The organism is Solimonas terrae, assembly GCF_011067135.1.
In the GTDB taxonomy this organism is placed as follows: domain Bacteria; phylum Pseudomonadota; class Gammaproteobacteria; order Nevskiales; family Nevskiaceae; genus Solimonas; species Solimonas terrae.
Genome location: NZ_JAAMOW010000004.1, coordinates 360,061 through 386,239, shown reverse-complemented (window position 1 = coordinate 386,239; position 26,179 = coordinate 360,061). Strand labels below are relative to the sequence as shown.

The 26,179-nt window shown below is 65.4% G+C and carries 25 protein-coding genes and 1 riboswitch; of the genes, 16 read left to right on the top strand and 9 right to left on the bottom strand.

Annotated features, from left to right (window positions below; genetic code table 11):
- Positions 1-10: 10 nt before the first annotated feature.
- Positions 11-1,012, bottom strand: coding sequence for a type I glyceraldehyde-3-phosphate dehydrogenase (gene gap, locus G7Y85_RS09995; RefSeq protein ID WP_166255745.1), 1,002 nt, complete (start codon positions 1,010-1,012; stop codon positions 11-13).
- Positions 1,013-1,136: 124 nt separating this feature from the next.
- On the bottom strand, positions 1,137-3,137 hold the full coding sequence (gene tkt / locus G7Y85_RS09990; protein ID WP_166255742.1) for a transketolase: 2,001 nt from the start codon (positions 3,135-3,137) through the stop codon (positions 1,137-1,139).
- Between the two features lie 305 nt (positions 3,138-3,442).
- Here tkt and metK point away from each other — a divergent pair, with 305 nt between their 5' ends.
- The 6 genes from metK to mtgA all read left to right on the top strand — a co-directional run bounded on the left by metK (position 3,443) and on the right by mtgA (position 9,874).
- The gene (metK, locus tag G7Y85_RS09985) at positions 3,443-4,642 is read left to right on the top strand and encodes a methionine adenosyltransferase (RefSeq protein WP_166255739.1); all 1,200 of its coding nucleotides are present in this window, start codon (positions 3,443-3,445) and stop codon (positions 4,640-4,642) included.
- A 115-nt stretch (positions 4,643-4,757) separates the two neighbouring features.
- Positions 4,758-4,834, top strand: a riboswitch (S-adenosyl-L-homocysteine riboswitch).
- A 32-nt stretch (positions 4,835-4,866) separates the two neighbouring features.
- Positions 4,867-6,306: an adenosylhomocysteinase gene (ahcY, locus tag G7Y85_RS09980; protein WP_166255736.1), complete on the top strand. Its 1,440-nt coding sequence runs from the start codon at positions 4,867-4,869 to the stop codon at positions 6,304-6,306.
- Between the two features lie 73 nt (positions 6,307-6,379).
- A complete protein-coding gene (locus tag G7Y85_RS09975; RefSeq protein WP_166255733.1) occupies positions 6,380-7,189 on the top strand; it encodes an MBL fold metallo-hydrolase in 810 nt (269 codons plus the stop codon).
- An 8-nt stretch (positions 7,190-7,197) separates the two neighbouring features.
- The gene (gene metF / locus G7Y85_RS09970; RefSeq protein ID WP_166255729.1) at positions 7,198-8,076 is read left to right on the top strand and encodes a methylenetetrahydrofolate reductase [NAD(P)H]; all 879 of its coding nucleotides are present in this window, start codon (positions 7,198-7,200) and stop codon (positions 8,074-8,076) included.
- 284 nt (positions 8,077-8,360) lie between these two features.
- Positions 8,361-8,987: a trimeric intracellular cation channel family protein gene (locus G7Y85_RS09965; RefSeq protein ID WP_166255726.1), complete on the top strand. Its 627-nt coding sequence runs from the start codon at positions 8,361-8,363 to the stop codon at positions 8,985-8,987.
- Positions 8,984-9,874: a monofunctional biosynthetic peptidoglycan transglycosylase gene (mtgA, locus tag G7Y85_RS09960; RefSeq protein ID WP_166255723.1), complete on the top strand. Its 891-nt coding sequence runs from the start codon at positions 8,984-8,986 to the stop codon at positions 9,872-9,874. Before G7Y85_RS09965 ends, mtgA begins: the two co-directional genes overlap by 4 nt.
- Before the next feature lie 272 nt (positions 9,875-10,146).
- Here the strand turns inward: mtgA and G7Y85_RS09955 are convergent, their stop codons facing one another.
- Positions 10,147-11,052: an SdiA-regulated/phytase-like domain-containing protein gene (locus G7Y85_RS09955; protein WP_166255720.1), complete on the bottom strand. Its 906-nt coding sequence runs from the start codon at positions 11,050-11,052 to the stop codon at positions 10,147-10,149.
- Between the two features lie 327 nt (positions 11,053-11,379).
- Here G7Y85_RS09955 and thiD point away from each other — a divergent pair, with 327 nt between their 5' ends.
- From thiD to G7Y85_RS09910, 9 genes are all read left to right on the top strand, one after another.
- Positions 11,380-12,159, top strand: coding sequence for a bifunctional hydroxymethylpyrimidine kinase/phosphomethylpyrimidine kinase (gene thiD, locus G7Y85_RS09950; protein WP_166255717.1), 780 nt, complete (start codon positions 11,380-11,382; stop codon positions 12,157-12,159).
- The gene (gene thiE / locus G7Y85_RS09945; protein ID WP_166255714.1) at positions 12,156-12,806 is read left to right on the top strand and encodes a thiamine phosphate synthase; all 651 of its coding nucleotides are present in this window, start codon (positions 12,156-12,158) and stop codon (positions 12,804-12,806) included. Before thiD ends, thiE begins: the two co-directional genes overlap by 4 nt.
- Before the next feature lie 133 nt (positions 12,807-12,939).
- Positions 12,940-14,223: a glutamate-1-semialdehyde 2,1-aminomutase gene (hemL, locus tag G7Y85_RS09940; RefSeq protein ID WP_166255712.1), complete on the top strand. Its 1,284-nt coding sequence runs from the start codon at positions 12,940-12,942 to the stop codon at positions 14,221-14,223.
- Entirely contained in the window at positions 14,220-16,181 is a 1,962-nt protein-coding gene (locus G7Y85_RS09935) for a VTT domain-containing protein (protein WP_166255709.1), read from the top strand. Before hemL ends, G7Y85_RS09935 begins: the two co-directional genes overlap by 4 nt.
- Positions 16,182-16,189: 8 nt before the next feature.
- Positions 16,190-17,131 (top strand): signal recognition particle-docking protein FtsY, encoded by a 942-nt coding sequence (gene ftsY / locus G7Y85_RS09930; RefSeq protein WP_166255706.1) that lies wholly within the window; start codon positions 16,190-16,192, stop codon positions 17,129-17,131.
- A 48-nt stretch (positions 17,132-17,179) separates the two neighbouring features.
- Positions 17,180-17,902, top strand: coding sequence for a cell division ATP-binding protein FtsE (ftsE, locus tag G7Y85_RS09925; protein WP_174839756.1), 723 nt, complete (start codon positions 17,180-17,182; stop codon positions 17,900-17,902).
- Entirely contained in the window at positions 17,889-18,839 is a 951-nt protein-coding gene (ftsX, locus tag G7Y85_RS09920) for a permease-like cell division protein FtsX (protein WP_166255702.1), read from the top strand. The genes ftsE and ftsX overlap by 14 nt, the downstream gene beginning before the upstream one ends.
- Positions 18,840-19,065: 226 nt before the next feature.
- Complete coding sequence (rpoH, locus tag G7Y85_RS09915) at positions 19,066-19,947, top strand: RNA polymerase sigma factor RpoH (RefSeq protein ID WP_277817145.1); 882 nt, start codon at positions 19,066-19,068, stop codon at positions 19,945-19,947.
- A gap of 112 nt (positions 19,948-20,059) precedes the next feature.
- Positions 20,060-20,581 carry a TIR domain-containing protein gene (locus tag G7Y85_RS09910; protein WP_166255699.1) on the top strand — a complete coding sequence of 174 codons (522 nt, stop codon included), beginning with the start codon at positions 20,060-20,062 and terminating at the stop codon, positions 20,579-20,581.
- On the opposite strand, the gene cyoE is transcribed toward G7Y85_RS09910, so the two are convergent.
- From cyoE to G7Y85_RS09890, 4 genes are all read right to left on the bottom strand, one after another.
- The gene (gene cyoE, locus G7Y85_RS09905) at positions 20,554-21,465 is read right to left on the bottom strand and encodes a heme o synthase (protein WP_166255696.1); all 912 of its coding nucleotides are present in this window, start codon (positions 21,463-21,465) and stop codon (positions 20,554-20,556) included. The two genes, G7Y85_RS09910 and cyoE, sit on opposite strands and share 28 nt — an antisense overlap.
- On the bottom strand, positions 21,465-22,568 hold the full coding sequence (locus G7Y85_RS09900; protein ID WP_166255693.1) for a COX15/CtaA family protein: 1,104 nt from the start codon (positions 22,566-22,568) through the stop codon (positions 21,465-21,467). The genes cyoE and G7Y85_RS09900 overlap by 1 nt, the downstream gene beginning before the upstream one ends.
- 217 nt (positions 22,569-22,785) lie before the next feature.
- Complete coding sequence (locus G7Y85_RS09895) at positions 22,786-23,397, bottom strand: redox-active disulfide-containing membrane protein (RefSeq protein ID WP_166255690.1); 612 nt, start codon at positions 23,395-23,397, stop codon at positions 22,786-22,788.
- Positions 23,394-24,113 (bottom strand): SURF1 family protein, encoded by a 720-nt coding sequence (locus G7Y85_RS09890; RefSeq protein ID WP_166255687.1) that lies wholly within the window; start codon positions 24,111-24,113, stop codon positions 23,394-23,396. Before G7Y85_RS09890 ends, G7Y85_RS09895 begins: the two co-directional genes overlap by 4 nt.
- A 113-nt stretch (positions 24,114-24,226) precedes the next feature.
- Here G7Y85_RS09890 and G7Y85_RS09885 point away from each other — a divergent pair, with 113 nt between their 5' ends.
- A complete protein-coding gene (locus G7Y85_RS09885; protein WP_166255684.1) occupies positions 24,227-24,436 on the top strand; it encodes a DUF2909 domain-containing protein in 210 nt (69 codons plus the stop codon).
- 169 nt (positions 24,437-24,605) lie between these two features.
- On the opposite strand, the gene G7Y85_RS09880 is transcribed toward G7Y85_RS09885, so the two are convergent.
- Positions 24,606-25,484, bottom strand: coding sequence for a cytochrome c oxidase subunit 3 (locus G7Y85_RS09880; RefSeq protein WP_166255681.1), 879 nt, complete (start codon positions 25,482-25,484; stop codon positions 24,606-24,608).
- Positions 25,485-25,486: 2 nt separating this feature from the next.
- Positions 25,487-26,179, bottom strand: a complete 693-nt coding sequence (locus tag G7Y85_RS09875) for a cytochrome c oxidase assembly protein (protein ID WP_241696100.1) — start codon at positions 26,177-26,179, stop codon at positions 25,487-25,489.

Sequence of the window (26,179 nt, the reverse complement as noted above, 5' to 3'; positions counted from 1 at the left end):
GAGGTCGCGATTACTTGGCGACCACGCGGACCATTTCGAGGCACTTGTTCGAGTAGCCCCACTCGTTGTCGTACCAGCTGACGAGCTTGACGAAGGTCTTGTCGAGCGCGATGCCGGCGTCGGCGTCGAAAATCGAGGTACGCGCGTCGCCACGGAAATCGGTCGCCACGACCTTGTCCTCGGTGTAACCGAGAATGCCCTTGAGCGCGCCTTCCGACTGCGCCTTCATCTCGGCCTTGATCTCTTCGTAGCTGGCTTCCTTCTCGAGCTCGGCAGTCAGGTCGACGACCGAGACATCCGAGGTCGGCACGCGGAACGACATGCCGGTCAGCTTCTTGTTCAGTTCCGGGATGACGACGCCGACGGCCTTCGCCGCACCGGTGCTCGACGGAATGATGTTCTCGAGAATGCCGCGGCCGCCGCGCCAGTCCTTCGCGCTCGGACCGTCGACGGTCTTCTGCGTTGCAGTGGTCGCATGCACCGTGGTCATCAGGCCGCGCTTGATGCCCCATTTGTCGTGAATGACCTTGGCCAGCGGCGCGAGGCAGTTGGTCGTGCACGAGGCGTTGGAAATGATCGCCTGACCGGCGTAGGTCTTGTGATTGACGCCGTAGACGAACATCGGCGTGTCGTCCTTCGACGGCGCCGACAGCACGACCTTCCGGGCGCCCGCGTCGAGATGCTTCTGTGCCGTGGCCTTGTCGAGGAACAGGCCGGTCGACTCGATGACGACATCGGCGCCGATCTCGTTCCACTTCAGGTTGGCCGGATCGCGTTCCTGGGTCAGGCGGATCTTCTTGCCGTTGACCAGCAGCGCGCCGCCGTCGATGGCGATGTCACCCTTGAAGTGGCCGTGCACGGAATCGTACTTCAGCATGTAGGCGAGATAGTCCGGCTCCAGCAGATCGTTGATGCCGACGATTTCAATGTCGCTGCCGAAGTTCTGCACTGCGGCGCGCAGCACGTTGCGACCGATGCGACCGAAGCCGTTGATGCCAACCTTCACTGCCATGGGGACTTCCTCTGTTGTCGAAGTGAGCGGAGCCTGCGGCCGGACTCGCAAACCCGCGCTGAACGCGAAAAATGCAGGTCCGACAACAAAAACGCCCCGAAAACGGGGCGCTTATTTTACAGATTTACCGGGAAAGCAGCTTTTCGGTTCGCTCGACGAGATTTTCAACCGTGAACCCGAAATGCTTGAACACCGCGCTGGCGGGCGCCGATTCGCCGAAACTGTCGATGCCGAGCACGTCGCCGTCGAGACCGACGAACGCGCGCCAGTAGCTGCTGACGCCGGCCTCGATGGCGAGACGCTTGCGCAGTTCCGGCGGCAGCACGGTGTCGCGGTAGGCGGCATCCTGCTGCGCGAACACCTCGGCACAAGGCATGGACACCACGCGCACCGCGCGCCCCTTGTCGGCGAGCTGGGCGGCGGCCTTCACCGCCAGCTGCACTTCCGAGCCGGTGGCGATGATCACCGCCTCCGGTGCCGACTTCGGCTCCCAGAGCACGTAGGCGCCCCGCGCGGCATCGGCCTGCTGCCGTTCGTTGCGCGGCTGCGGATCGACGTTCTGGCGCGTCAGCGCAAGCGCCGTCGGCCCGCTCGCGCGCTCGATCGCCGCCTTCCAGGCCAGCGCGGTCTCGAAGGCATCGGCAGGACGCCAGACGTGCACGTTCGGGATCAGGCGCAGCGACGCGACGTGCTCGACCGGCTGGTGCGTCGGGCCATCCTCGCCGAGGCCGATCGAATCGTGTGTCAGCACGTAGATGCTGCGCTGTTTCATCAGCGCCGCCATGCGGATGCCGTTGCGCGCGTAGTCGGAGAACACCAGGAAGGTGCCGCCGAACGGAATCAGGCCGCCGTGCAGCGCCAGGCCGTTCATCGCCGCGACCATGCCGAACTCGCGCACGCCATAGTTGATGTAGTTGCCGGCGAACTGGCCGGCACGCAGGGCAACATGGCCCTTGAAATCCGTGCAGTTCGACTCGCCCAGATCGGCCGAGCCGCCGATCAGCTCCGGCAGCACCCCGGCAACGGTGTCGAGCACCGCCTTGCTGGCCTTGCGCGTGGCGTTCGGCTTGTCGGCTTTCGCGGCGTCGGCGAGCGCCTTGGCGATCGCAGCGGTCCAGGCGGTCGGCAGCTCGCCGCGCATGCGCTGCTCGAACTCGGCCGCTTCGACCGGATACTTGACGGCGTAGTCCTTGAAACGGACGTTCCAGTCCTGTTCGGCGGCCGCGCCCCTGGCCTTGGCGTCCCAGCCGGCGCGGATCGCTTCGGGAATCTCGAACGGCGCGTACGGCCAGTTCAGCTTCTCGCGAACCAGCGCTACTTCCGCCTCGCCAAGCGCCGAGCCGTGCGATGCGGCGGTGCCCTGCTTGTTCGGAGAGCCGAAGCCGATGATGGTCTTGCAGCAGATCAGTGTCGGCTTGCCGGTGCTGGCACGGGCGATGTCGATCGCCTGCTTGACGGCTTCCGGCTTGTGCCCGTCGACATTGCGCACGACGTTCCAGCCATAGGCCTCGAAACGCGCCGGCGTGTCATCGCCGAACCAGCCGCCGACTTCGCCGTCGATGGAGATGTTGTTGTCGTCGTACAGCACGATGAGCTTGTCGAGACCGAGCACACCGGCCAGCGAGCAGGCCTCGTGGGAAATGCCTTCCATCAGGCATCCGTCGCCGGTGAAGACATAGGTGTGGTGATCGACGATGTCGAGGCCGTCGCGGTTGTAGCGCGCCGCGAGCACGCGCTCGGCGATCGCCATGCCGACCGCATTGGCCAGACCCTGGCCGAGCGGGCCGGTGGTGGTCTCGACGCCCGGGGTCACGAAGTTTTCCGGGTGGCCCGGCGTCTTGCTCTTGAGTTGGCGGAAGTTCTGCAGCTCCGACATCGGCAGCGCATAGCCGCTCAGGTTCAGCAAGGCGTACAGCAGCATCGAACCATGACCGTTGGACACCACGAAGCGGTCGCGGTTGACCCACTTCGGGTTGGCCGGGTTGTGGACGAGAAAGTCGTTCCAGAGCACCTCGGCGATGTCGGCCATGCCCATCGGCATGCCCGGGTGGCCAATGTTGGCTTTCTGGACGGCATCCATCGCCAGCGCGCGGATCGCGTTGGCTAATTCGAAACGGGTCGGCATGATTTACCCGGCAGGCTGGGCGAAAGGGCGCGTATTGTCCGGGTTTGACCGGACGCGGGCAACAACTCGCGACGCGCATCGGCATCGTCTTGCGCACACTCGCCGACGCCCGCGGCCGGGCATGCCGCGCCCCGCGTCTTCGCTGCCGGCCGCAGAACGCCCGCAGCGGTTTTCGCCGGGATTGTCATCGGCTCGACATGGTGATCGTCGAGCCTGCCGGCGGCCGCCTCTATGCTGACCGGGTCGGCTGCTCTACAATATCCGTTTATCCGTATAGACAGATTTTCTTTCCGAGGGTCCATTAGATGTCCGAATACCTGTTCACGTCCGAGTCCGTTTCCGAAGGTCATCCCGACAAGGTCGCCGACCAGATTTCGGATGCCGTGCTCGATGCGATCCTCATCCAGGACAAGAAGGCGCGCGTCGCCTGCGAAACGATGGTCAAGACCGGCGTCGCGATCGTCGCCGGCGAGATCACGACCAGCGCCTGGGTCGATCTGGAAGCGCTGACCCGCAAGGTCATCACCGACATCGGCTACACCAACTCCGAAGTCGGCTTCGACGGCGCGACCTGCGGCGTGCTCAACCTGATCGGCAAGCAGTCGCCGGACATCGCGATGGGTGTCGACCGCGCCAAGCCTGAAGAACAGGGTGCCGGCGACCAGGGACTGATGTTCGGCTACGCCTGCGACGAGACCAAAGAACTGATGCCGGCGCCGATCTACTACTCGCACCGCATCGTCGAACAGCAGTCGAAGGTGCGCAAGGCGAAAAAGTCGGCATTGCCGTGGTTGCGCCCGGACGCCAAGAGCCAGGTGACCCTGCGCTACAAGGACGGCGTGGCCGTCGGCATCGACGCCGTCGTGCTGTCGACCCAGCATGATCCGAGCGTGAAGCTGAAGACCCTGCGCGAAGGCGTGATGGAAGAGATCCTGAAGCCGGTGCTGCCGGCCAAGTGGATCGACAAGAAGACCAAGTTCCATATCAATCCGACCGGCAATTTCGTGATCGGCGGTCCCGTGGGCGACTGCGGACTGACCGGCCGCAAGATCATCGTCGACACCTACGGCGGCTGGGCGCGCCACGGTGGCGGCGCGTTCTCCGGCAAGGACCCGTCCAAGGTCGACCGCTCGGCCGCCTACGCCGCGCGTTACGTTGCCAAGAACATCGTCGCGGCTGGCCTGGCCAAGCGATGCGAAGTGCAGGTCTCCTACGCGATCGGCGTCGCCGAGCCGACCTCGATCATGGTAACGACCTTCGGCACCGGCACGATCAGCGATGCAGCGATGGAAAAGCTGGTGCGCAAGCACTTCGATCTGCGCCCGTACGGCATCACCAGGATGCTCGACCTCGTGCATCCGATGTACCAGCTGACGGCCGCCTACGGCCACTTCGGTCGCAAACCGTTTGAAATGACGGTCAAGGGCGAAACTTTCACCGCGTTCTCGTGGGAGAAGACCGACAAGGCCGAAGCGCTGAAGGCGGACGCCAGGAAGCTGAAGTAAGTCTGCACCGCCATCGAAAAAGCCGCCGCGAGGCGGCTTTTTTCTTGGTTGCCCCTCATTGCAACATTTCCATATCCCTTCATCCGCATAAGCGGATATAATGCCGGCTCGCGTTTCCGCCAAGGGGCGCTGCGATCCGCCGATGCGCGGACCAGGCTTGGCGGACAGCAGACGCAACCGCGCCCGATCCCGATTTCAACTGATCCGACTGTCAGGAACGCCACATGAACGCCCAACTGAAACCCGCCGCGCAGGATTACAAGATCCGCGATCTCTCCCTCGCCGAACTCGGCCGCAAACGCATCCGCATGGCCGAAGAAGAAATGCCCGGCCTGATGTCGATCCGCGCCAAGTACGCACCGCTCAAGCCGCTCAAGGGCGTGCGCCTGACCGGCTCGCTGCACATGACCAAGGAAACCGCCGTGCTGCTGGAAACGCTCGGCCATCTCGGCGCGTCCGTGCGCTGGGCTTCCTGCAACATCTTCTCGACTTCTGACGACGCAGCCGCTGCAGTCGCTGCCGCCGGTACGCCGGTGTTCGCCTGGAAAGGCGAGACGCTGGAAGAGTATTGGGACCTCGCGCTGGACGCGATCACCTTCACCCTGCCCGACGGCACGCTGACCGGCCCCGAGCTGGTCGTCGACGACGGCGGCGACGTGACGCTGCTGATCCACAAGGGCTACGAGCTGGAGCACGGCGACAAGTGGGTCGACACGCCGTCCGACAATCACGAAGTGAAGGTCATCAAGGACCTGCTCAAGCGCGTCGCCAAGGAGCGCCCGGGCTTCTGGACGCGCGTCGTCAAGGACTGGCGCGGTGTCTCGGAAGAGACCACCACCGGCGTGCACCGTCTCTACCAGATGATGGAAGCCGGCAAGCTGCTGGTGCCGGCGATCAACGTCAACGACTCGGTCACCAAGAGCAAGTTCGACAATCTCTACGGCTGCCGCGAATCGCTGGCCGACGGCATCAAGCGCGCGACCGACCTGATGATCGCCGGCAAGGTCGCAGTGGTCTGCGGTTACGGCGACGTCGGCAAGGGCAGCGCGCATTCGCTGCGCGGCCTCGGCGCGCGCGTCGTCGTCACCGAAATCGATCCCATCAACGCCCTGCAGGCGGCGATGGAGGGTTTCGAGGTCAAGACCGTCGAGGACACGCTCGGCGTCGGCGACATCTACGTCACCACCACCGGCAACAAGGACATCATCACGCTCGAGCACATGAAGGCGATGAAGCACAACGCGCTCGTGTGCAACATCGGCCACTTCGACAACGAAATCCAGATGGACAGGCTCAACGCCGAAGCCGGCGTGACGAAGATGAACATCAAGCCGCAGGTCGACCACTACACGTTCAGCAACGGCAAGAGCATCTACATCCTCGCCGAAGGCCGGTTGGTGAACCTCGGCTGTGCCAACGGCCACCCGGCGTTCGTGATGAGCAACTCGTTCTCCAACCAGACGCTCGCGCAGATCGACCTGTGGAAGAACAAGGACAAGTACGAGAAGACCGTCTACCGCCTGCCGAAGAAGCTCGACGAGGAAGTCGCGCGCCTGCATCTGGAACAGATCGGCGTGAAGCTGACCAAGCTGACCCCGGCGCAGGCCGACTATCTCGGCGTGCCGGTCGAAGGCCCGTACAAGCCCGAGCATTACCGCTACTGAGACGCGGCGGCCGCAGCATCGAGGCGACGGGTGCCGCACACGCCCCGTCGCCTTTTTCAAAGGGACCGACATCATGCGCATCCATCATCTGAACTGCGGCTCCATGTGTCCGCACGGCCGTCGCCTGATCCAGGGCGAAGGACGCTGGCTGGAAGCCGCGCGGATCGTCTGCCACTGCTGGCTGATCGAGGGCCGCAACGGCCTGACGCTGGTCGATACCGGGCTCGGTACCGCACAGGTCAATGGCATGGTGCACGGGCATCTGAAGGCCTTGATGCGCCCGAAACTGAGCCTTGCGGAAACGGCGCTCGCGCAGATCGAGGCGCTCGGCTTCGCCGCCGACGATGTCCGCGACATCGTCCTCACGCATCTCGACTTCGATCACGCGGGCGCGCTCGCCGACTTCCCCGATGCGCGTGTCCATCTGCATGCCCCGGAGCTGCAGGCCGCGCGCACACCGCTGTCATTGATCGAGAAGCAGCGCTATGAAGCGCGCCTATGGGCGCACGGGCCGAAATGGCAAACGCACCAGCCGGCCGGCGAGCGCTGGAACGGCTTCGAGGCCGTACGCGCGCTCGGCGACAGCGACGACGAAATCCTGCTGGTGCCGCTGGCCGGCCACACGCGGGGCCACGCCGGTGTCGCGGCCCGGGACGGCGATCGCTGGCGCCTGCATTGCGGCGATGCCTATTTCTTTCACACCGAGGTCGAAGGCGACGGACACTGCCCGACCGGCCTGAAGGTCTTCCAGAACCTGCTGGCCGTCGACAACGCCGCCCGCAAGACCAACCGGCGCCGGCTGCGCGAGCTCAATGCCGAAGGTGGTGTCGCGCTCAACAGCGCGCACTGCCCGCACGAACTGGCACGCGGCGCCGCTGCATGAAGATCACCATGAACAACCAAGACCTCCATTTTTCGTTCGAACTGTTCCCGCCGCGGACGCCGCAAGGCTGGGAGAAACTGCCGCAGCTGATCAGCGAACTGGCCAACGTGCAGCCGGCGTTCTTCAGCGTCACCTATGGCGCGGGTGGCAGCGAACAGAACGGCACCTACGACACCATCATCAAGGTCATCGAACAGACCGGCATCGAGGCGGCCCCGCATCTGACCTGCGTCGGATCGACGCGCGCCAACATTGCCGCGCTGCTCGAGCAGTACAAGGCGGCTGGCGTAAAGCGCATCGTCGGACTGCGCGGCGACCTGCCGGCAACGGCCATGAGCAATGCCGCGCCCGGCGAGTTCCGCTACGCCAACGAGCTGATCGAATTCATTCGCGCGACCCACGGCGAACATTTCCGGCTGGAGGTTGCCGGCTATCCGGAAATGCACCCGCAGGCGGCGAACCCGCAGGCGGATTTCGATGCCTACGTGCGCAAGGTCAAGGCCGGCGCGCATGGCGTGGTCACGCAGTATTTCTACAACGCCGACGCGTACTTCGATTTCGTCGAGCGCAGCGAACGCGCCGGTCTGGATGTGCCGGTCGTGCCGGGCATCATGCCGATCCTCAACACCGCGCAGCTGCTGCGCTTCTCGGCCGCGTGCGGCGCCGAGATTCCGCGCTGGATCCGGCTCAGGCTCGAACAACTGCAGGACGACAAGCCGGCGCTGCAGGCCTTCGGTCTCGATGTGGTCACGCGTCTCGGCGAAACCCTGTTGAAAAACGGCGCCCCGGGCCTGCATTTCTACACGCTCAACCAGTCGGAGCCGACGCTGCGGTTGTGGAAGAACCTCGGACTGCCGGTCCCGCACGGCCCGGGCACCGACTCATGACGCTGACATCCCCACTGCGTGGGGCCCCTGCACGCTATTCGCGCTGCCGCCTGCAGTTCTACACCGCTCAACCAGTCGGAGCCGACGCTGCGGCTGTGGAAGAATCTCGGACTGCCAGTCCCGCACGGCCCGGGCACCGACTCATGCCGCTGACATCCCCACTGCGTGGGGCCCCTGCACGTGATGCGCGCCGCCGCCGGCATTTCCGCACGCTCAACCAGTCTGAACCGACGCTGCGGCTGTGGAAGAATCCGGGCTTGCCGGTGGCGACGTAAGCTCGGGGCATGCAACTCGTCCGTGTCCTCGACTTCATCGGCGTTGGCGTATTCGCCGTATCAGGCGCGCTCGCCGCTGGACGCAAGCGCCTCGACGTCGTCGGCGTCGTCGTCATCGCCACAGTCACGGCGATCGGCGGCGGCACGCTGCGCGATCTGCTGATGAACCGCACGATCTTCTGGTTCATCGATCCGGCCTACCTGATCGCGATCTTCGCCGCCGCCGCGCTGACCATGCTGTACGTGCGTTATCGCCACCCGCCGGAACGCCAGCTCGACGTCGCCGACGCGATCGGACTGGCGATGTTTTCGATCTCCGGCGCCCGCATCGCCGAGCAGGAACGACTTCCCGATCTGATCGTCGTCGTCATCGCCGTCATCACCGGCACCTTCGGCGGCGTCCTGCGCGACGTGCTGTGCAACGATATTCCGATGATCCTGCAACGTGGGCGCATTTACGCCAGCGCCGTCGTGGCCGGCACCAGTCTGTATGTGCTTGTGCAGCACGCCGGCCTGAACCGCGACCTCGCGAGCTATGGCGGGATGGCGACGATCGCCGGCCTGCGGCTGGCGGCGATCTGGTGGAACCTGCGCCTGCCGATCTTCGATCTCGAACATCATCGAGGGCGCAAATGAAGGGCAAACGCCGACGCGGTCTCCGTCTGCTGCCGAGCTTGCTGCTCGGCGCGCTCGCCCTCACCGTGCTGCCCGTGATACTGCTGCGCTGGATACCGCCACCGACGACCTCGTACATGCTGCAAAGCCCGGTCAAGCCGGTGCGCTACCACTGGATGCCACGCGAGAAGATCAGCGATCTGGCGGGGCGCGCGGTCGTCGCGTCCGAAGACCAGAAGTTCTACACCCACAACGGCTTCGATCTCGATGCGATCGAAAAGGCACGCGAGCACAACCGGCATTCGAAGCACACCCGCGGCGCGTCGACCATCAGCCAGCAAACTGCCAAGAACCTGTTCCTCTGGTCCGGCGGCGGCTACTTCCGCAAGGGCATCGAAGCGGGCTACACGATCCTGATCGAAGCGCTCTGGCCCAAGCAGCGCATACTCGAGATGTATCTCAACATCGCCGAGTTCGGGCCGGGCATTTACGGCGTCGAGGCCGCATCGCAGGCCTACTTCCATCATTCGGCAGCAACGCTGACGGCAACCGAAGCCGCACATCTGGCGTCGGTATTGCCGAGCCCGCGGCACTGGAGCGTCACGCATCCCGGCAGCTACGTGCAGCGCCGCGTGAACTGGATCGTCGGCCAGATGGGCTATGGCACGCAACGACCGGACAGCGAACCCGAGCCGGACATGCCGGATGAACTGCGTCAGCAGATCGAGGACGACGACGGCGAATCGTCCGCCGAACCGGCGCCGGCATCGCCCGCCGCAGCGGCGCCGTCGCATCCGCAACTGGACCCGGACGACGAGCCGGAACCGGTGCCGGTATTGCCGCCACCTCCTGCGCCGCCGCCCACCGGCGCGGCCGGCGAGCCGGATGGCGACGCCTCGGCATCCTAGGGCCTGTCAACGCTAATGGCGTCACTGTGGCCGAGGTTGTTTTGCCGCAGCGCAAGGAACGAGGAGTGAGGTGTACTTGACGTACATGAGCGACGAGAGACGCCGCGATGCGGCAAAACGGCCCGGCCCCTTCGGGGTGGTGCCTGGCAAGCCGCCATGCGGCGTTGCGAGCCGCTTCTTGGGGATTACCCAAGTGCGCGTCTCGCGCCTTGCCTGGCGGCTTGCCAAGCACCACCACAGCGACACCATTAGCGTTAACAGGTCCTAGAACTTCAGCGCGGCGATTCCGGGTCGAGATGCAGCAGCGGCGCCGGCAAGCGTTCACCGCTGATCCACAAACCGCCGTCTGCCGCCCAGCACAGGGCCTCGAACAAGGTGTCACCGCGCGCCGCCGGCTCGGGCAGGCGCGCAATCTGCGGGGCCCGCGCCAGCGCGCTGGCCCAGCTTTCGCTGACCGTACGCGTGAAAACCATCCAATGCGTCGACGTCAGCATCGCCAGATGCAGGCCGTCGTCCGACAGGTCCATGGCCGCGACCGCGCCGCGATAGTGCTGCGCACCCAAGGTCTCGACCGGAGTCGGCGGCTCGGGCCACCAGTCGGGCAGGACCGCGATCGGCTCGGCCTGCTGGCGTTCCGGACCGTCGAGAGCAAGGCGATAGAGCCGCGCCGGCGGCCGGCGCTTTTCGAGCAGCAGGATATCGTCGGACACCGGATCGACGGCCAGCGATTCAACGTCATGGGCACCGTCCGGGTAGCGGAAGCGGATCGTGCGCAATGGCGTCGCGCGCCGGGCACCGGCAGCCGGCTCCTGCAACAGCAGCACCGCCACATCGTCGCGCCATGCGAAGTTGTCGCCGGTATCGGCCAGTGCCAGGTACGGCATCCCGTGCCAGCGAAAACTCGCGATATCCTCCCAGTCTCGCGCTTCGGCACCGGCGACCGCGACCGTCTGCCGCACCTGCCCCCGCAGATCGATGGCGTACAGCTGCGCCGGATTGCCGCTATCGTTGTGAACCCAGAGTCGTTGCGGATCGAGTCTCGATCGCGAGCAGCCTGAAAGCTCCGGCAGGCGGGTATCGGTAACCGCCGCCGGGACCGCAGCTCGCACGCTCGGCAGGCCCGCGAGCAGCAGCAGCGCGCAGCCCCGCCGGAAGCGCCAGGCCGTCATCGTTGTCATATTCGCGATTTCACTTGAGCTTTATCTGGCAATTAACTGGCATTAAAAGGAAAAGTATATTTTGCCCACAATCTCTGTGGATATCTTTGTGCACAATACGCGGGCCAACTTCATAAGTGGCCGTAATTGCGCTGCTTTTTGCTGCGGGGCCAGTTTGTGTTCATGCCAATTTTCAAATCAAAAACATGAGCTTGCCTATTTTCTGCGGGATTTTGACGGAAAAATGTCGCTGGCAGGCGGGCTGACGCCAGACGGGCACCAACTCTGTGCATAAGATGCCGCAGCGCAGCGTAAATCCACTCGCTCTGTCAAGCACCGAATTCGCCGATGATGCATGCCATAACGCCAAGCGTATTGTGTCTCTCCGGCCATGATCCGGCCGGCGGCGCCGGCGTGCACGCCGACATCGAGGCCGTCGCCGCGCAAGGTGCGCACGCGCTGACCGTGATCACGGCACTGACCGTGCAGGACAGCCACAATGTCCATCGCGTGCAGCCCGTGGCGGCAGCGCTGCTTGCCGCGCAACTCGAGTGCCTGATGGCCGACAGCCGCATCGACGCCGTCAAGCTGGGCTTGATCGGCGACGCCGGGCAACTGCCGGTGATCGCTGATGCGATCCGGCAGCTCGGCGTACCGGTGATCTGCGATCCGGTGCTGCGTGCCGGCGGCGGCTCGAATCTGGCGGCGGCAGCGACGGTGGCGGCGCTTCGCGAACAGCTGTTCCCGTTGATCGATCTGCTGACGCCGAACGCCGCCGAAGCGCGGCGGCTGGCACCGGGCATGGCTGATCTGGTCGAGGCCGCCGCTGCGCTGGCCGCTGCCGGTTGCCGACAGGTCCTCGTCACCGGCGGTGACGAGCCGGATGGCGACGAGGTCCGCAATCTCTGGCGACGGCTGGACGGCGATGTGCAGACCTTTCACTGGCCGCGCCTGCACGCAGGCTTTCACGGGGCCGGCTGCACGCTGGCCTCCGCGATCGCCGGACGGATCGCAGTCGGCGACGACTGGCCGCGGGCGATCGAGCAGGGGCAACGCTATACGCATACGGCGCTGGCGCGCGCGTATCGCAGCGGCAGCGGGCGTCTGATTCCGAGGCGCACGACATGAAGGAGCCGACATTGTCCGGCCTGTACGCGATCACGCCGGATGCCCTGCTGCGCGAGCCGGCGCGCCTGCTCGATGCCGTCACCGCCGCGGCGCGCGGCGGCGCGCGCCTGATCCAGTATCGCGACAAACATCACTTCGGCGCCGAACGCCTGGCGCTGGCACGCGCGCTGCTGCAGACCTGTCGTGCAGCCGGCGCGCGCCTGATCGTCAACGACGACGCGGAACTCGCGCAGTCGATCGGGGCCGATGGCGTCCATCTCGGTGCCGGTGACGGATCGCTCGCCGATGCGCGCGCTCGTCTGGGGCCACGGGCGCTGATCGGAGCCAGCTGCGGCAACTCGCTCGAACGCGCGCGCCAGGCACGCGCCGCCGGCGCGGACTATGTCGCGTTCGGTCGCTTCTTCGCGTCGACGACGAAGCCCGATGCACCACCTGCCGATCTGCGGACGCTGACCGCCGCCAGGCGCGAACTGGACCTCGCGATCTGCGCGATCGGCGGCATCACGGCCGACAACGCCACGCAGGTGCTCGCCGCTGGAGCAGACCTGGTCGCCGCGGTGGAGGGCGTGTTCGGCGCGGCCGATGTCGAAGCGGCGGCGCGTGCGTATGTGTCGCTGTGGCCGGGATCGGACACGCGCATCCCGTAGAATCCCCGTTCCGCTTTCACCTGCTCATCGACGACATGCCTGACTCCGTACTGTCCGCACCGCGCGGGCCCCGCCGACCTGTCGCAAGAACGGACACCTGCAGCGTTGTCGCACCGATCGGCGGAGTCTGCCGATGAGCCGATCGGAAGACCTGTTCGAACGCGCCGGCCGAACGATACCGGGCGGGGTCAACTCGCCGGTCCGTGCATTTCGCGCCGTCGGTGGCACGCCGCGCTTCGTCGCATCGGCAGACGGCGCCTATCTGGTCGACGCCGACGGCCAGCGTTACATCGATTACGTTGGCTCCTGGGGGCCGATGATCACCGGTCACCGGGATCCGGAGGTCGTCGCCGCCATCGAGCGCCAGCTCAAGATCGGCGTCTCGTACGGCGCGCCGACCGAACTCGAGATCGAGATGGCCGAGTTGCTGTGCGCACGCGTGCCCGGCCTCGACATGGTGCGCATGTGCAACAGCGGCACCGAGGCGACGATGTCGGCGCTGCGTCTCGCGCGCGGGGCGACCGGTCGCGATTACATCCTCAAGTTCGAGGGCTGCTATCACGGCCACGGCGATGCCCTGCTGGTGAAAGCAGGCTCCGGTCTGCTGACCTTCGGCGTGCCGACCTCGCCGGGCGTGCCGGCCGATCTCGCCAGGTACACGCTGACTGCGCAGTACAACGATCTGGCCTCGGTCGAGGCCTTGTTCGCCGATCACCCCGGCGAGATTGCCGCCGTCATTCTCGAACCGGTCGCCGGCAACATGAATTGCGTGCCGCCGGTCGAGGGCTTTCTGGCCGGCCTGCGCCAGCTGTGCACGCGTGAAGGCGCGCTGATGATCGTCGACGAAGTGATGACCGGCTTTCGCGTCGGTCCGCGCGGCGCCTGCGGCCTGTACGGCATCGAAGCCGATCTGATCACGCTCGGCAAGATCATCGGCGGTGGCCTGCCGGTCGGCGCCTTCGGCGGACGACGCGCGATCATGGAAAAGCTCGCGCCGCTCGGACCGGTCTATCAGGCTGGCACGCTGTCCGGAAATCCACTGGCGATGGCGGCCGGACTGGCGATTCTGCGCAAGCTCGACGATGCGGATCTGTACGCGCGACTCGAACGGGCCACCACGGGCCTGCTCGCCGGTTTGCGCGAGCGAGCGCAGGCAGCCGGCATCGCCTTCACCACCACGCAGGTCGGCAGCATGTTCGGCCTGTACTTCAACGATGCGACGCAGATCACCAGCTTTGCCGACGTCATGCGCAGCGATGCCGAGCGTTTCAAGCGCTTCTTCCACGCGATGCTCGCGCGCGGCGTCTATCTCGCACCTTCGGCATTTGAAGCCGGCTTCGTGTCGTCGCGACACGGCGAAGCCGAGATCCAGCGCACGCTGGACGCAGCCGTCGAGGCTTTCGCCGCAGCGAAATGACCGACGCGCTGCACAGCCTGCTGGCCTGGATCAACGCGCACCCGAACGGCGCGCTGTGGCTGTTGTTCCTCATCACGATGAGCGACTCGCTGTTCATCGTCGGCGCCTTCATCCCCGCCGCGCTGCCGCTGTTCGCGATCGGCGCGCTGGTGGCATTGGGCGCGCTGGAACTGTGGCCGACGCTGCTGATCGCCTCGGCCGGCGCGCTGATCGGCGACGGCATCAGCTTCTGGCTCGGCTGTCGTTACGGCGAGCGTCTGTTCAATGCACGCTTCTTCCAGAAGCATCCGGATCTGGTCGGCAACGGTCGGCGCTTTTTCCAGAAGCACGGCCCGTACAGCATCCTGCTCGCGCGCTTTCTCGGTCCCTTGCGCGCGGTCACCCCGTCGCTGGCGGCGGCATCGGGCATGCGCTTCTGGTTGTTTGTCTGTACCGATGCGATCGGCGCCTTTGTCTGGGCCTGCGCCTTCATCATGCCGGGCGTCGCCTTCGGCGCTTCACTGGGCCTGGCGGCGGAAGTCGCCGGGCGTCTGGCGACGTTGCTGCTGGTATTGATCGTCGGCATGTGGCTGGCGTTGTGGCTGGCAATCGCGTTCGCGCGCCTGGTCAGCCGCAAGACCACGCAATGGCTGCCATACCTGCTTGAATGGAGCCGGGCAAATCGCAGTCTCGGCCGCTACGGCCTGGCACTGATCGACGATGAGTTGCCGGAAACGCCGGCACTGTTCGTGCTCGCGGTGCTGCTGCTGGCATTCGCCGGCCTGCTGCTGTACCTGACCGCCGGCATGCAACTGCATCACTATCCTCTGCGTCTCGACGCGACGGTCTTCCAGTGGTTGCGCGATGTCCACACACCCGTCGGCTTCACCCTCGCACGACGCCTGCTGCAGATCGGCGAATGGCATGTCTACGGACCCGTCGCGCTGGTCAGCTTTGCAACTCTCGTAGCACTCGGCAAACCACGTGCTGCCGCGCATTGGGCCGCGGCGATGGCATTCGGCGGCGCGATCGCCCTGGGCCTGTATGCGGTGCCGCTGCTGCCGCCACCGTTCCATTACTTCGGCACGTCGGTTCCGGACGCCGCGCGCGGCCGCGATCTGGTGCTGGCGTCGGTCACCTACAGCTTCCTGCCGGTGCTGCTCGGCACCGCCAGTCGTCCGGCTTCGCGCACGCTGCTGTACGCGATCAGCGCGCTGCTGCTGTTGCTGGTCGTGTTCGCCCAGCTTTATCTCGGCGTGCAGTGGTTCAGCGTCGCGGTGCTGTTGCTGCTGTTCGGTCTGGCCTGGACCGCACTGCTGGGCCTGGGCTATCGCTGGCATCGACCGGAGAAACTTCCGGTTGCGCAGGTTCTGCCGCTGGTCGTGCTGAGTTTCGTGATCGCGCTGGCCTTGCAATGGCATCCGTTGAAAGCACCGGAGCCGAGATCGCAATCGCTGGCGCCGGTCTACAGCCTGAGCCTCGCGCAATGGGAAAGCCCGCGCGGCGCAAGTCGTTTTCCGACGCAGCGCCAGGATGCCGCCGGCCGGCCGCGCCAGCCTTTCACCGTGCAGTGGGCGGGCGAGCTGCCGACGATCCGCGCGCGCCTGCTGGACGCCGGCTGGCAAACGCCGGCGCCGCTGTCGGCCGGGCAGATGCTGCACTGGTTGACCAGCTCGGCGACGATCGCCGATCTGCCCGTGATGCCGCAGGTCAACGGCGGTGAACATCCATCCCTGATCCTGCGCTTGCCGATCAATGACCAGGAACAGTATTTCCTGCGGCTGTGGCCATCTCGAATCCAGCTCGACGACGGCCGGCCGATCTGGGTCGGCAGCGTCATGCTGCAGGAGGCGCGCAGCTTTCATCGCATCCTGCGCTATCCGGTCGCGGTCGATTTCGATCCGCCGCTGGTGCCGCTGCTGGCCGATCTCCCCGACACACAGCATCGGACCAACGGCCCGATCTTGCTGCTCTGGTAAACCCTGCCATGTCCGATTCCGATACCGCTGCACAAGCCGGTCTGCTGCGCAAACTGCGCTCGCGCCTGAACAAGGGCGATTCATGGCTGACACGCGATCTGGGCACACTGTTCAGCGCCGACAAGCTGACCCCCGATGCGCTCGAGGAAATCGAGACCCGGCTGCTGCTCGCCGACGCCGGCATCGATGCCACCGAATGGCTGATGACGCGATTGCAGAACGAGGTCAATGCCGGCCGTGTCAGGAATCCGCAGCAACTGCGCGCCGCTCTGAAGAAATCGCTGATCGAACTGCTGGCCCCGATCGCCAAGCCGCTGGTGATGCCGGCCTTCATCAAGCCGTTCATCCTGTTCGTCGCCGGCGTCAACGGCGTCGGCAAGACCACCACGATCGGCAAGCTCGCGGCGCGCTACAAGAGTGAAGGCAAACGCGTACTGCTGGCCGCCGGCGACACTTTCCGCGCCGCCGCCGTGCAGCAGCTGCAGACCTGGGCCGATCGCAGCGGCGTACCGCTGCTCTCGCAAGGAGAAGGCGCGGACTCGGCGAGCGTGATCTTCGATGCGGTGCAGTCGGCGAAGTCGCGCGACTTCGATCTGGTCATCGCCGACACCGCCGGCCGCCTGCACACGCAGGCGCATCTGATGGACGAGCTGCGCAAGATCAAGCGCGTCGTGCAGAAGCATGATCCATATGCACCGCACGAAGTCCTGCTGGTGGTCGACGCCACGACCGGCGGCAACGCCCTGACGCAGGCCATCCAGTTCCACGAGGCGATCGGTCTGACCGGTCTGGTCATCACCAAGTTGGACGGCACTGCGAAGGGCGGTATTCTGCTGGCGATCGCGCGCCGGCTTGCGCTGCCGGTCCGCTTCATCGGACTCGGCGAAGCACTGGACGATCTGCAGGTGTTCGACGCCGAAGCCTACGCCGACGCGCTCATCGGGGAGTAAGGGGATGCGCCATGACAAGCTGCAGCCGGTGTCGGACCTGACGCAGGCATGAGCTCGTCCGCGCCCGACATCATCCGCTTCGACGATGTCTCCTACCGCTATCCCGGCGGCAAGGACGTGCTCAGCAATGTCGGCTTTTCGATCCGTCAGGGCGAGATGGTCTACGTCACCGGCCCCAGCGGCGCCGGCAAGACCACGCTGTTGCGCCTGATCGCGGCGCTGTGCCGCGCCAGCCGTGGCCAGATCGTGGTGATGGGCCAGAACCTCTCGGCGCTCAAGCCACGCCGCATTCCCCTGTATCGCCAGCACATCGGGCTGGTGTTCCAGAACTTCAATCTGCTGTACGACCGTTCGGTGTTCGACAACGTCGCGCTGCCGCTGGTCGTGCGCGGCTACGCCTACGCCGACATCGGCCGGCGCACCCGGGCAGCGCTCGATGCCGTGGGCCTGCTCGGCCGCGAGAAGTCGCTGCCGCTGACGCTGTCCGGCGGCGAGCAGCAGCGCGTCGGCATCGCCCGCGCGATCGTCACCAAGCCGGCGCTGATCCTCGCCGATGAGCCGACCGGCAATCTCGATCCGGAGATGGCCCTCGAAGTGATGCGCGGCTTCCAGCGGTTCAACGAAGCCGGTGTGACGGTGATGATCGCAACCCACGCCATCGACCTGATCGAAGCGCTGCCGCATCGCATCATCCATCTCGAACACGGCGAGGTCACCGACAAGATGCCAGTGGCAGCTTCGCGGCTGGGGGCAAGCCATGGCGCTCGTTGAAGCCGGCCTTGAGCGGCCCGGTCTGTTCGCACGCTTCACGCAGGAACATCTGCGCGTGTTCTTCTTCTCGCTCGGCAAGCTTGGCAAGGGTCCGATCGCCGCGGCGCTTACCGCGCTGGTGATCGGCATCGCGCTAGCGCTGCCGGCCGGTCTTTACGTGCTGACCCGCAATCTTGCGACGGTCGGCTACAGCTGGCAGGACTCCCTGCAGATTTCGTTGTTCCTGAAGGACAGCGTCAGCAGCGAACGTGGCGCGGCGATGGCGCGCGAACTGCGGGCCGAGAGCGACATCAGCCGCACCGAATACATTTCGCGCGAGCAATCGCTCAGCGACTTCAAGGCACAGTCCGGTTTCGGCGACGCACTCGCGATCCTGCAGGACAATCCGCTGCCGGCAGTGATTGCGGTCACCCCGCAATCGCGGCTCGGCAAGGCCGGTGTCGAAGAGCTGGCGGCGCGGCTCGGTCGCCTGCCGGAGGTCGATCTCGCCAAGCTCGACCAGAAGTGGCTGGAACGCCTGTACGCGCTGCTCGACATCGCGCGGCGCTCGGTCGGCATCATCGCCACGCTGCTTGGCGTCGCGGTGATGGTGATCATCGGCAACACGATCCGCCTCGACATCGAGGCACGTCGCGAGGAAATCGAAGTCATGAAGCTGGTAGGCGCGCCGGACAGCTTCATCCGGCGACCGTTTCTCTACGCCGGCTTCTGGCACGGCCTGCTGGGAGGCATATTGGCCTGGATACTGGTGGCCGCCGGCGTGCAGTCGCTGAGCGGGCCCGCGCTGGCACTGGCACAGGCCTACGGCAGCCAGTTCCAGCTGTCCGGCCTGCCCGCGGCGGACGGCTTCAGCCTGATCGCGGCGGGCATCGTGCTCGGCTGGGCCGGGGCGTTCGTGACCGTAAGCCGACGGCTGTCGCTGATCGAGCCACGCTAGCCGGCGCCAGCCGCCGATACCGTCATCGCCGCAAGCACCCGTCGCGCCGACGGATTTCGTGGCCTCTGCCGCGCCGCCACCTTCAGGGCCTTGAATCCGCAGCACCTGCCCGCAGTGGGACGGGATTGATTCCGGTCAAGGATCGGGTGCCCGATCCGGGGAACTATCACGGGGCTTAGCACTCCAATTGCGAGAGTGCTATGATGTTACCGGGAGGTAACAAACGATGAGTGAAGCCATGACTCTTGCCTTGCGTCAACCGACGGCCATGATGCCGCTGTCCACGGGCAGCCTCGATGCGTACATCGCGCATGTCAATCGCGCACCGTTGCTCGACGCCGCGGCCGAGCACGAACTCGCGGTCGAGCTGCGCGACCAGCAGAATCTCGGCGCCGCCCAGCAACTGGTCATGTCGAATCTGCGCCATGTCGTGCATATCGCGCGCGGCTACCTCGGCTACGGCCTGCCGCTCGGCGACCTGATCCAGGAAGGCAATATCGGCCTGATGAAGGCGGTCAAGCGCTTCGATCCGGACGTCGGCGTGCGCCTGATCAGCTTTGCCGTGCACTGGATCAAGGCCGAAATCCACGAGTTCATCCTCAAGAACTGGCGCATCGTCAAGATCGCGACGACCAAGGCGCAGCGCAAGCTGTTCTTCAATCTGCGCTCGCAGAAGAAGTCGCTGGGCTGGCTCAATCTGGCCGAAGCCGAGGCGATCGCGGCCGATCTCAAGGTCAAGCCGGAGGAAGTCTTCCAGATGGAGGCCCGCCTCAGCGGCCACGACGTGTCGTTCAACGCAACGCCGTCGGACGACGAGGAATCCAGCTATCGTCCGGAAGACTGGCTGGCGTCGGATGCCGACGCTGCCGGTGATCTGGAGGAAGCGGAATGGCAGGACGCCCGCGAGACGCGCATGGAACGTGCGCTGACCACGCTGGACCCGCGCTCGCGCGACATTCTGCAGCGCCGCTGGCTCAACGAGGACAGCAAGACCGGCCTGCAGGAATTGGCCGACGAGTACGGCGTTTCGGCCGAACGGATCCGCCAGATCGAAGCGGCGGCGATGAAGAAGCTGCGCAAGGTGATCGAAGAACCGGTCGAGGCGTGAAGCCCACCGCCTGAAGCACGAAGAGCCCGGCCAGCGCCGGGCTCTTTTTGCGCGCTCCTTGTTCACCGCAGGCTCGTGGACTGAGCCTGCAGCGCCGCTATCATCATCGGTGATGATTGCCGGCCCGCCCCCCACTGCCGCACAGCCGCATGCCAGGAATCCGCTGACCCTGTTCGTCGGTTCGTCGCTGGCCGCCAAATCGCAGGCGCGGGCGTTCATCACTGCCCAGGCGACACCACAGCTGCGCTTCCTGCCATGGTGGGAAGCGTTCACCGCCGGTCGCACGCTGCTCGAGGATCTGGATGCGATACGCGCGCGCGTCAACGGCGCCATCCTGCTGCTGTCACCGGAATCGGCAACCACGATCCGCAAGCACCGCGTGCAGATTCCGAATCTCAACGTGCTGTTCGAGTTCGGCTACTTCTACGGGCATTTCGGTGAACGCCGCGTGGCAATGCTTCGCTACGGCGAGTTCTATCTGCCGTCCGATTTCGGCGGCTATCTGCACCTCAACAGCAGCCGCAGTTTCCGGCGCGGCGCGGCACTCAAGATCGGCAAACGCACCAGTCGCGAATTCGAGCGCTGGATCGCGCAGTTTCCGGACGCTCAGACGCCGATCAGCGCCGAGACGTAGTGATCGACGAGCAACAAGGTGAAAATGCCCATCAGGTAGACGATCGAATAGCCGAAGGTCTTCATGGGCAACCCCGGCTTCGGCCACCACTTCATGCGCACCGCGTAGGCCAGGAACACCGCGTCGAGCAGCAAGGTGCCGACGAGATAGATCCATCCGGACATCGCCGTTGCGAACGGCAGCACCGTCACCGCCGTCAGCAGGATCGTGTACAGCAGCACCTGCGTGCGCGTGAATTCGATGCCGTGCGTGACCGGCAGCATCGGGATGTCGACCTTGGCGTACTCGTCGCGCCGCTCGATCGCCAGCGCCCAGAAATGCGGCGGCGTCCAGATGAAGATGATCGCGAACAGGATCAGCGCGTGCGCATGGACCTCGCCGGTCATTGCCACCCAGCCGAGCAGCGGCGGCGCCGCGCCGGCCGCGCCGCCAATGACGATATTCTGCGGCGTCGCGCGCTTCAGATAGAGCGTGTAGACGCCGGCGTAACCGATCAGCGTGAACTGTGTCAGCACCGCGGTCAGCGGATTGACCAGGCACCACAGCATCGCGAAGCCGGACACGCCGAGCAGCGTGGCGAACGCGATCGACTCGGTCATCGTCAGGCTGCCGGTCACGAGCGGCCGACCGCAGGTGCGCGCCATCCGCGCATCGATGTTGCGATCGATGATCTGATTGATTGCGGCAGCGCTTGAAGCCTGCAGCGCGATGCCGAGCGTGCCCCAGACGAACGCACCCCAGGGCGGCAACCCCGGTACGGCGAGGAACATGCCGACCACTGCCGTGAATACGATCAGCATCACCACGCGCGGCTTGCACAGCTCGTAGTACTCGTGCAGACGCGAGGGCGGCGCAGACACCTGTGCCGGGTCAGCGGCGCGCATCAGTCGTCCTGCCGGCGCGTGCCGCGCCAGGCGAAATAGTTGAGCACCACGAGCGTGCCGAGCAGGGTTTCGGCGCCGAGGTTGTGGGCGGCCGCCAGCAGCAGCGGCAGCTGGAAATGAACGATGCTGATGCCGAGCGATACCTGCAGCGCGAGTGCTGCCAGCACCGCCAGACCAAGCCGTCGCCACAGGATCGCCGGGCGCCGCAGCAGGTAAATGACCAGGCTGAGCAGTACCAGCGTCGTGATCAGCGCACCGACCCGATGGAAGTAATGGATCGTGACACGCGCCCGTGCGTCGAGGATGCCGTATTCGTAGTTGATGCCGAGGCCACGCCACAGCGTGAACGCTTCCTTGACGTCCAGCGGCGGCAGGAAGCTGCCCTGGCAGGTCGGCAGATCGGGGCAGGCCAGCGCCGCATAGTTGGTACTGGTCCAGCCGCCGAGGAAGATCTGGCAGATCAGCACCAGCAGACCGGCCAGCGCGAACGCCCGCAAGCCCTTCGAGGTCAGCGCCGCCATTGCAGCCGGCCGAGCGTCACTCGACAAGTCACGCTGCAGGGCAAACGCCGCCGCGCGCTCATTGCGCATTTCGCGCGCCGGCAGCTCGGCTGTGGACGCGACATCGGCGCGCGCGCGCGTGCCTAGCCACATCCACAGCAGCAGTGCGAAGGTCGACATGCCGCCGAACAGATGTCCGGTCACGACCAGCGGCTTGAGCTGCCAGGTCACCGTCCACATGCCGAGCATGCCCTGGAAGATCACCAGCGCCACCAGCAGCCAAGGCAGGACGCGCGGCCGGCGCTGATCCTTGATGAAGCGGCTCGACAGTGCGAGCACGACGATGAACAGGCCCAGGGTCTCCGCGAGATAGCGGTGGATCATCTCCTTCCAGGCCTTCGGCGCTTCCACCGGCCGGTCCGGATACAGCTGCTGGGCGGCGGACACGTCGTGCGGCGCTTCCGGAACCGTCAGATGGCCATAGCAGCCCGGCCAGTCCGGACAGCCGAGCCCGGCATCTGACAACCGCACATAGGCGCCGACGGCAACCAGACAGAAACACCAGACCACGGCGAGCGCGTTGAGACGACGGAACCAGAGCATGAGTTTTGCGATGGGGGACGCGGCGCCAGCAGGCCGCAGTGCGCTGCGGATTTTACGCTAGTCGGCCGGGCCGGTGCCGGCGCGGTCGGCGGCCCGTCGGCAAGGTGCCGCACGGTGCGCTTGCACGACGCTCGCCGGCCCGGGGACGACGACGATCGCGATCTCGGCCGCAGCGGGTGTCGCCGGTGCGGCAGACCGGCTGCAGCGGCGCAGCCGCTCAACCATCGATCTGCGAATTTGCCAGCAGCATCTTGATGTCACCGAAGACGCCGCTCGACTCGGCGTCGGCCGGATAATCCATCAGCCAGTTGCCGTGCGGATCGAACAGGTAGATCACCTGCGGCGCACCGGCCGCCGTGCCGGCGGCATGCAGGAAATCCGCGAGTCGCGGGCTGCCATCGGCTGCTGCATAGAACTTGAGGTCGGGATGCTGTGCCCCCAGTTGCTGCTGCAGCGCCACGAGTGCGGACGCATCCGGCGCGAGATAGACGCGCTGCACGCGCGACTGCTTGTCATTGAGTCGCGTGCGAATCTGCCGGAACTGATACAGCTTGTCCGCGCAGGCCCGGTCGCATTGATCGGCACCGAGGTAGAGGTAGGTCCAGCGCGTGCGCAGGGCATCGACGCCGACCTGCGTTCCGTCGACACCGACCAGCTTGAGGTCCGCCGGCGCCGGTCGCGCCGGATCAATCAGTTCGCCGTAGTTGGTGCGCGCCTGCGGCAGCCACTGCGGGAAAACGAAGTACAGCAGCCCGGCCGCCAGCAGCGGGCCGAAGAACAGCAACATCAACAGATAGACCTGGGTACGACGAGGAGGAGCCTGATTCATTTTTGCGGGGTTGGAACGCGAAAGCTCATTTTGATGAAGATGACGAGCAGCGTCAGCGTGAACGCAAACCACTGCCCGGCGTAACCGTAATGCTTGGTCGGGTTCAGTTCCGGCGCGGTCTGCCAGTCCCTGACGTAGCCGTCCGATTCGGCAGGGTCCATCAGCAGGATACCGGGGGCGACGAACTGACCGTAGACGCATTGCAGATCGGCGAGCGTCGGATACTCGACCGTGCGCGGCCACGGCAGGGCCGCACAGTTGTCGGTCTTGAGCCGCATGCCCGGCACCGGCGGCGTCCGCCAGAAGCCGTGGATCTCGACACGAGCATCCGGCGCGGCCAACACGTCCGGCAGCTGCGCCGTGTCATGCGAAATCCAGCCGCGATCGACGATCACCGTGCTGCCATCATCCTGCACCAGCGGCGTCCAGACATGATAACCCGGCACGCCATCATGACTCTGGTTGTCGAGCAGCAACTGTCGCGCAGTGTCGAAGCGCCCGCGCACATACGCGCGCTCGATTTCATTCTCGCGCGCGACATGTCCGGCGGTGATCGGCACGGCGTCCTGCACACTGGCTTGCTGATAGCGGTCGAGCAAGGCCTGCTTGGCAAAACCCCGTTGCAGCTGCCAGACGCCAAGCCCGATCATCAGCGCGCTGAGCAGCGCAACCACGATCACGGCCCACCAGGCGGGCCTGAATTTCTTGCGTGCCATCTGCACCCCCGTTTTGTCTGTTCGTGTTGAACGAACCCGCCGCGGCATCGAGGCCGCGGTCACACGCTATGATGCCGGCAATTCGCGCCCGTGTCCGCAAACTCCGAGGCTACATGCTCGTCAAAACCATCATCGTCGTGCTGCTGATCGCGATCGTCCTGACCCTGCTGGTCAGCGTCGTGTTCCTGATCCGCGATCCGAGCTCGCGGCAGCGCGCGCTGCTGGGGCTGAAGATCCGCGTCGCCCTGTCGATCACGCTGCTGCTGTTCATCCTGTTTTCGTACTTCATGGGCTGGATCCATCCGCATGGGCTGGTGCCGTAAGGCGACTGTCCGGTGGACAGTCGCAGGCACCAGCGGGCGGCCAGGGATGGCCGCCCTGGAGGTAGATCATCGCGCCGCATCCGCGCCAGGGACGGCGCCCCAGACCTCGTAACGATGCAAACAAAAAGGCGACCCGAAGGTCGCCTTTTTGTTGCGGCTTCGATGCGTGTCAGAGCCAGTAGACGACAACGAACAAGCCGAGCCAGACCACGTCGACGAAGTGCCAGTACCAGGCCACGCCCTCGAAGCCGAAGTGAGAATCCGGCTTGAAGTGGCCCTTCATCAGACGCAGCGTGATCGTGATCAGCATGATGGTGCCGAGCGTCACGTGCATGCCGTGGAAGCCGGTCAGCATGAAGAAGGTCGAGCCGTAGACGCCGGAATGCAGGGTCAGGTTGAGCTCCGTGTAGGCCTCGATGTACTCGTGGGCCTGGAACCAGAGGAAGGCGACGCCGAAACCGATCGTCGCCCACATCCACAGCACTGTCGGCAGACGCTTGCCGGCCTTCAGTGCGTGATGCGCCATCGTGATCGTCGCACCGGACGACAGCAGCAGGATGGTGTTCAGCAGCGGCACGCTGAACGCGGGAATCGTCTCGAACGCGCCGCCGACGTGCGCCGGTCCGTTCGATGGCCAGCCCGCTTCGAACCCGCTCCACAGGAACAGATTGGTCGCCATCTTCGTGCCTTCGCCAGCGAGCCAGGGCACCGACAGGTTGCGCGCGTAGAACAGCGCGCCGAAGAAGGCGCCGAAGAACATCACTTCCGAGAAGATGAACCAGGACATCGCCCAGCGATAGGTGCGATCGACCTGCGCGCCGTACTGGCCGCCTTCGCTCTCATGCACGACATCACGGAACCACAGGAAGATCACGGCGATCGCCAGCGCGCCACCGAAATAGATCGGCAGCGGCCCGACGTGGTCGTTCTCGAGGAAGCTCGACACGCCGGCGAGCAGGCAGATCAGTGCTGCGGTCAGCACGAACGGCCAGGCGCTGGGCGCGGGAACAAAATAACGTTCGGTGTTAGGGGCGGCGTGGGTCGCCATGTCTAGCTCCTGTCAGTCCTGCTTCGTGCTGCATCGGTTACATCAAAGAAAGTGTAGGCCAGCGTCAGGCGATCGATGTCCGCCGGCAGGGCGGGATCCACCGTGAAAGCAACCGGCATGTACCGCTGCTCGCCGGCGGCAAACGCCTGCCGGTTGAAGCAGAAGCACTCGGTCTTGCGCAGGTACTGCGCGGCATCGGCCGGCGCAATGTTCGGCACCGCCTGCGCGACGATATCGTGATCGTCGGTGTTCGTGAAATCGAACTGCACCGTCGTCATTTGCCCCGGATGGATTGCCACCTGCGCCTGCGCAGGCCGGAAAATCCACGCGCGGCCGCCGTTGACTGTGGTCAGGAACTCGACCGTGACGATCCGTCCGGAATCGACTGCAGCCGGTGCAAGCCGTGTTGCTTCGTTGGCGACCCGGCCGTTCAGGCCGATCGCATAACAGAGCTTGTTGTACAGCGGCACGGTCGCGAACCCGAAGCCGAACATGGCGATCGTCACCAGCAGCAGACGCAGGCCGTGATTGCGTTTCACCGCGTTCATTTGTGCACGATCGAAAACACGAAAAGCCCGAGAATCAGCGACGCCAACGCCAGGTGCACCCAGAACAGGATGACGTTGCCGCGCTTCTTCTTGCTGTCGATTTCGTCGCTCATCGGATCGCCCGAGCTGCCAGCCGGCCCGCTGCAA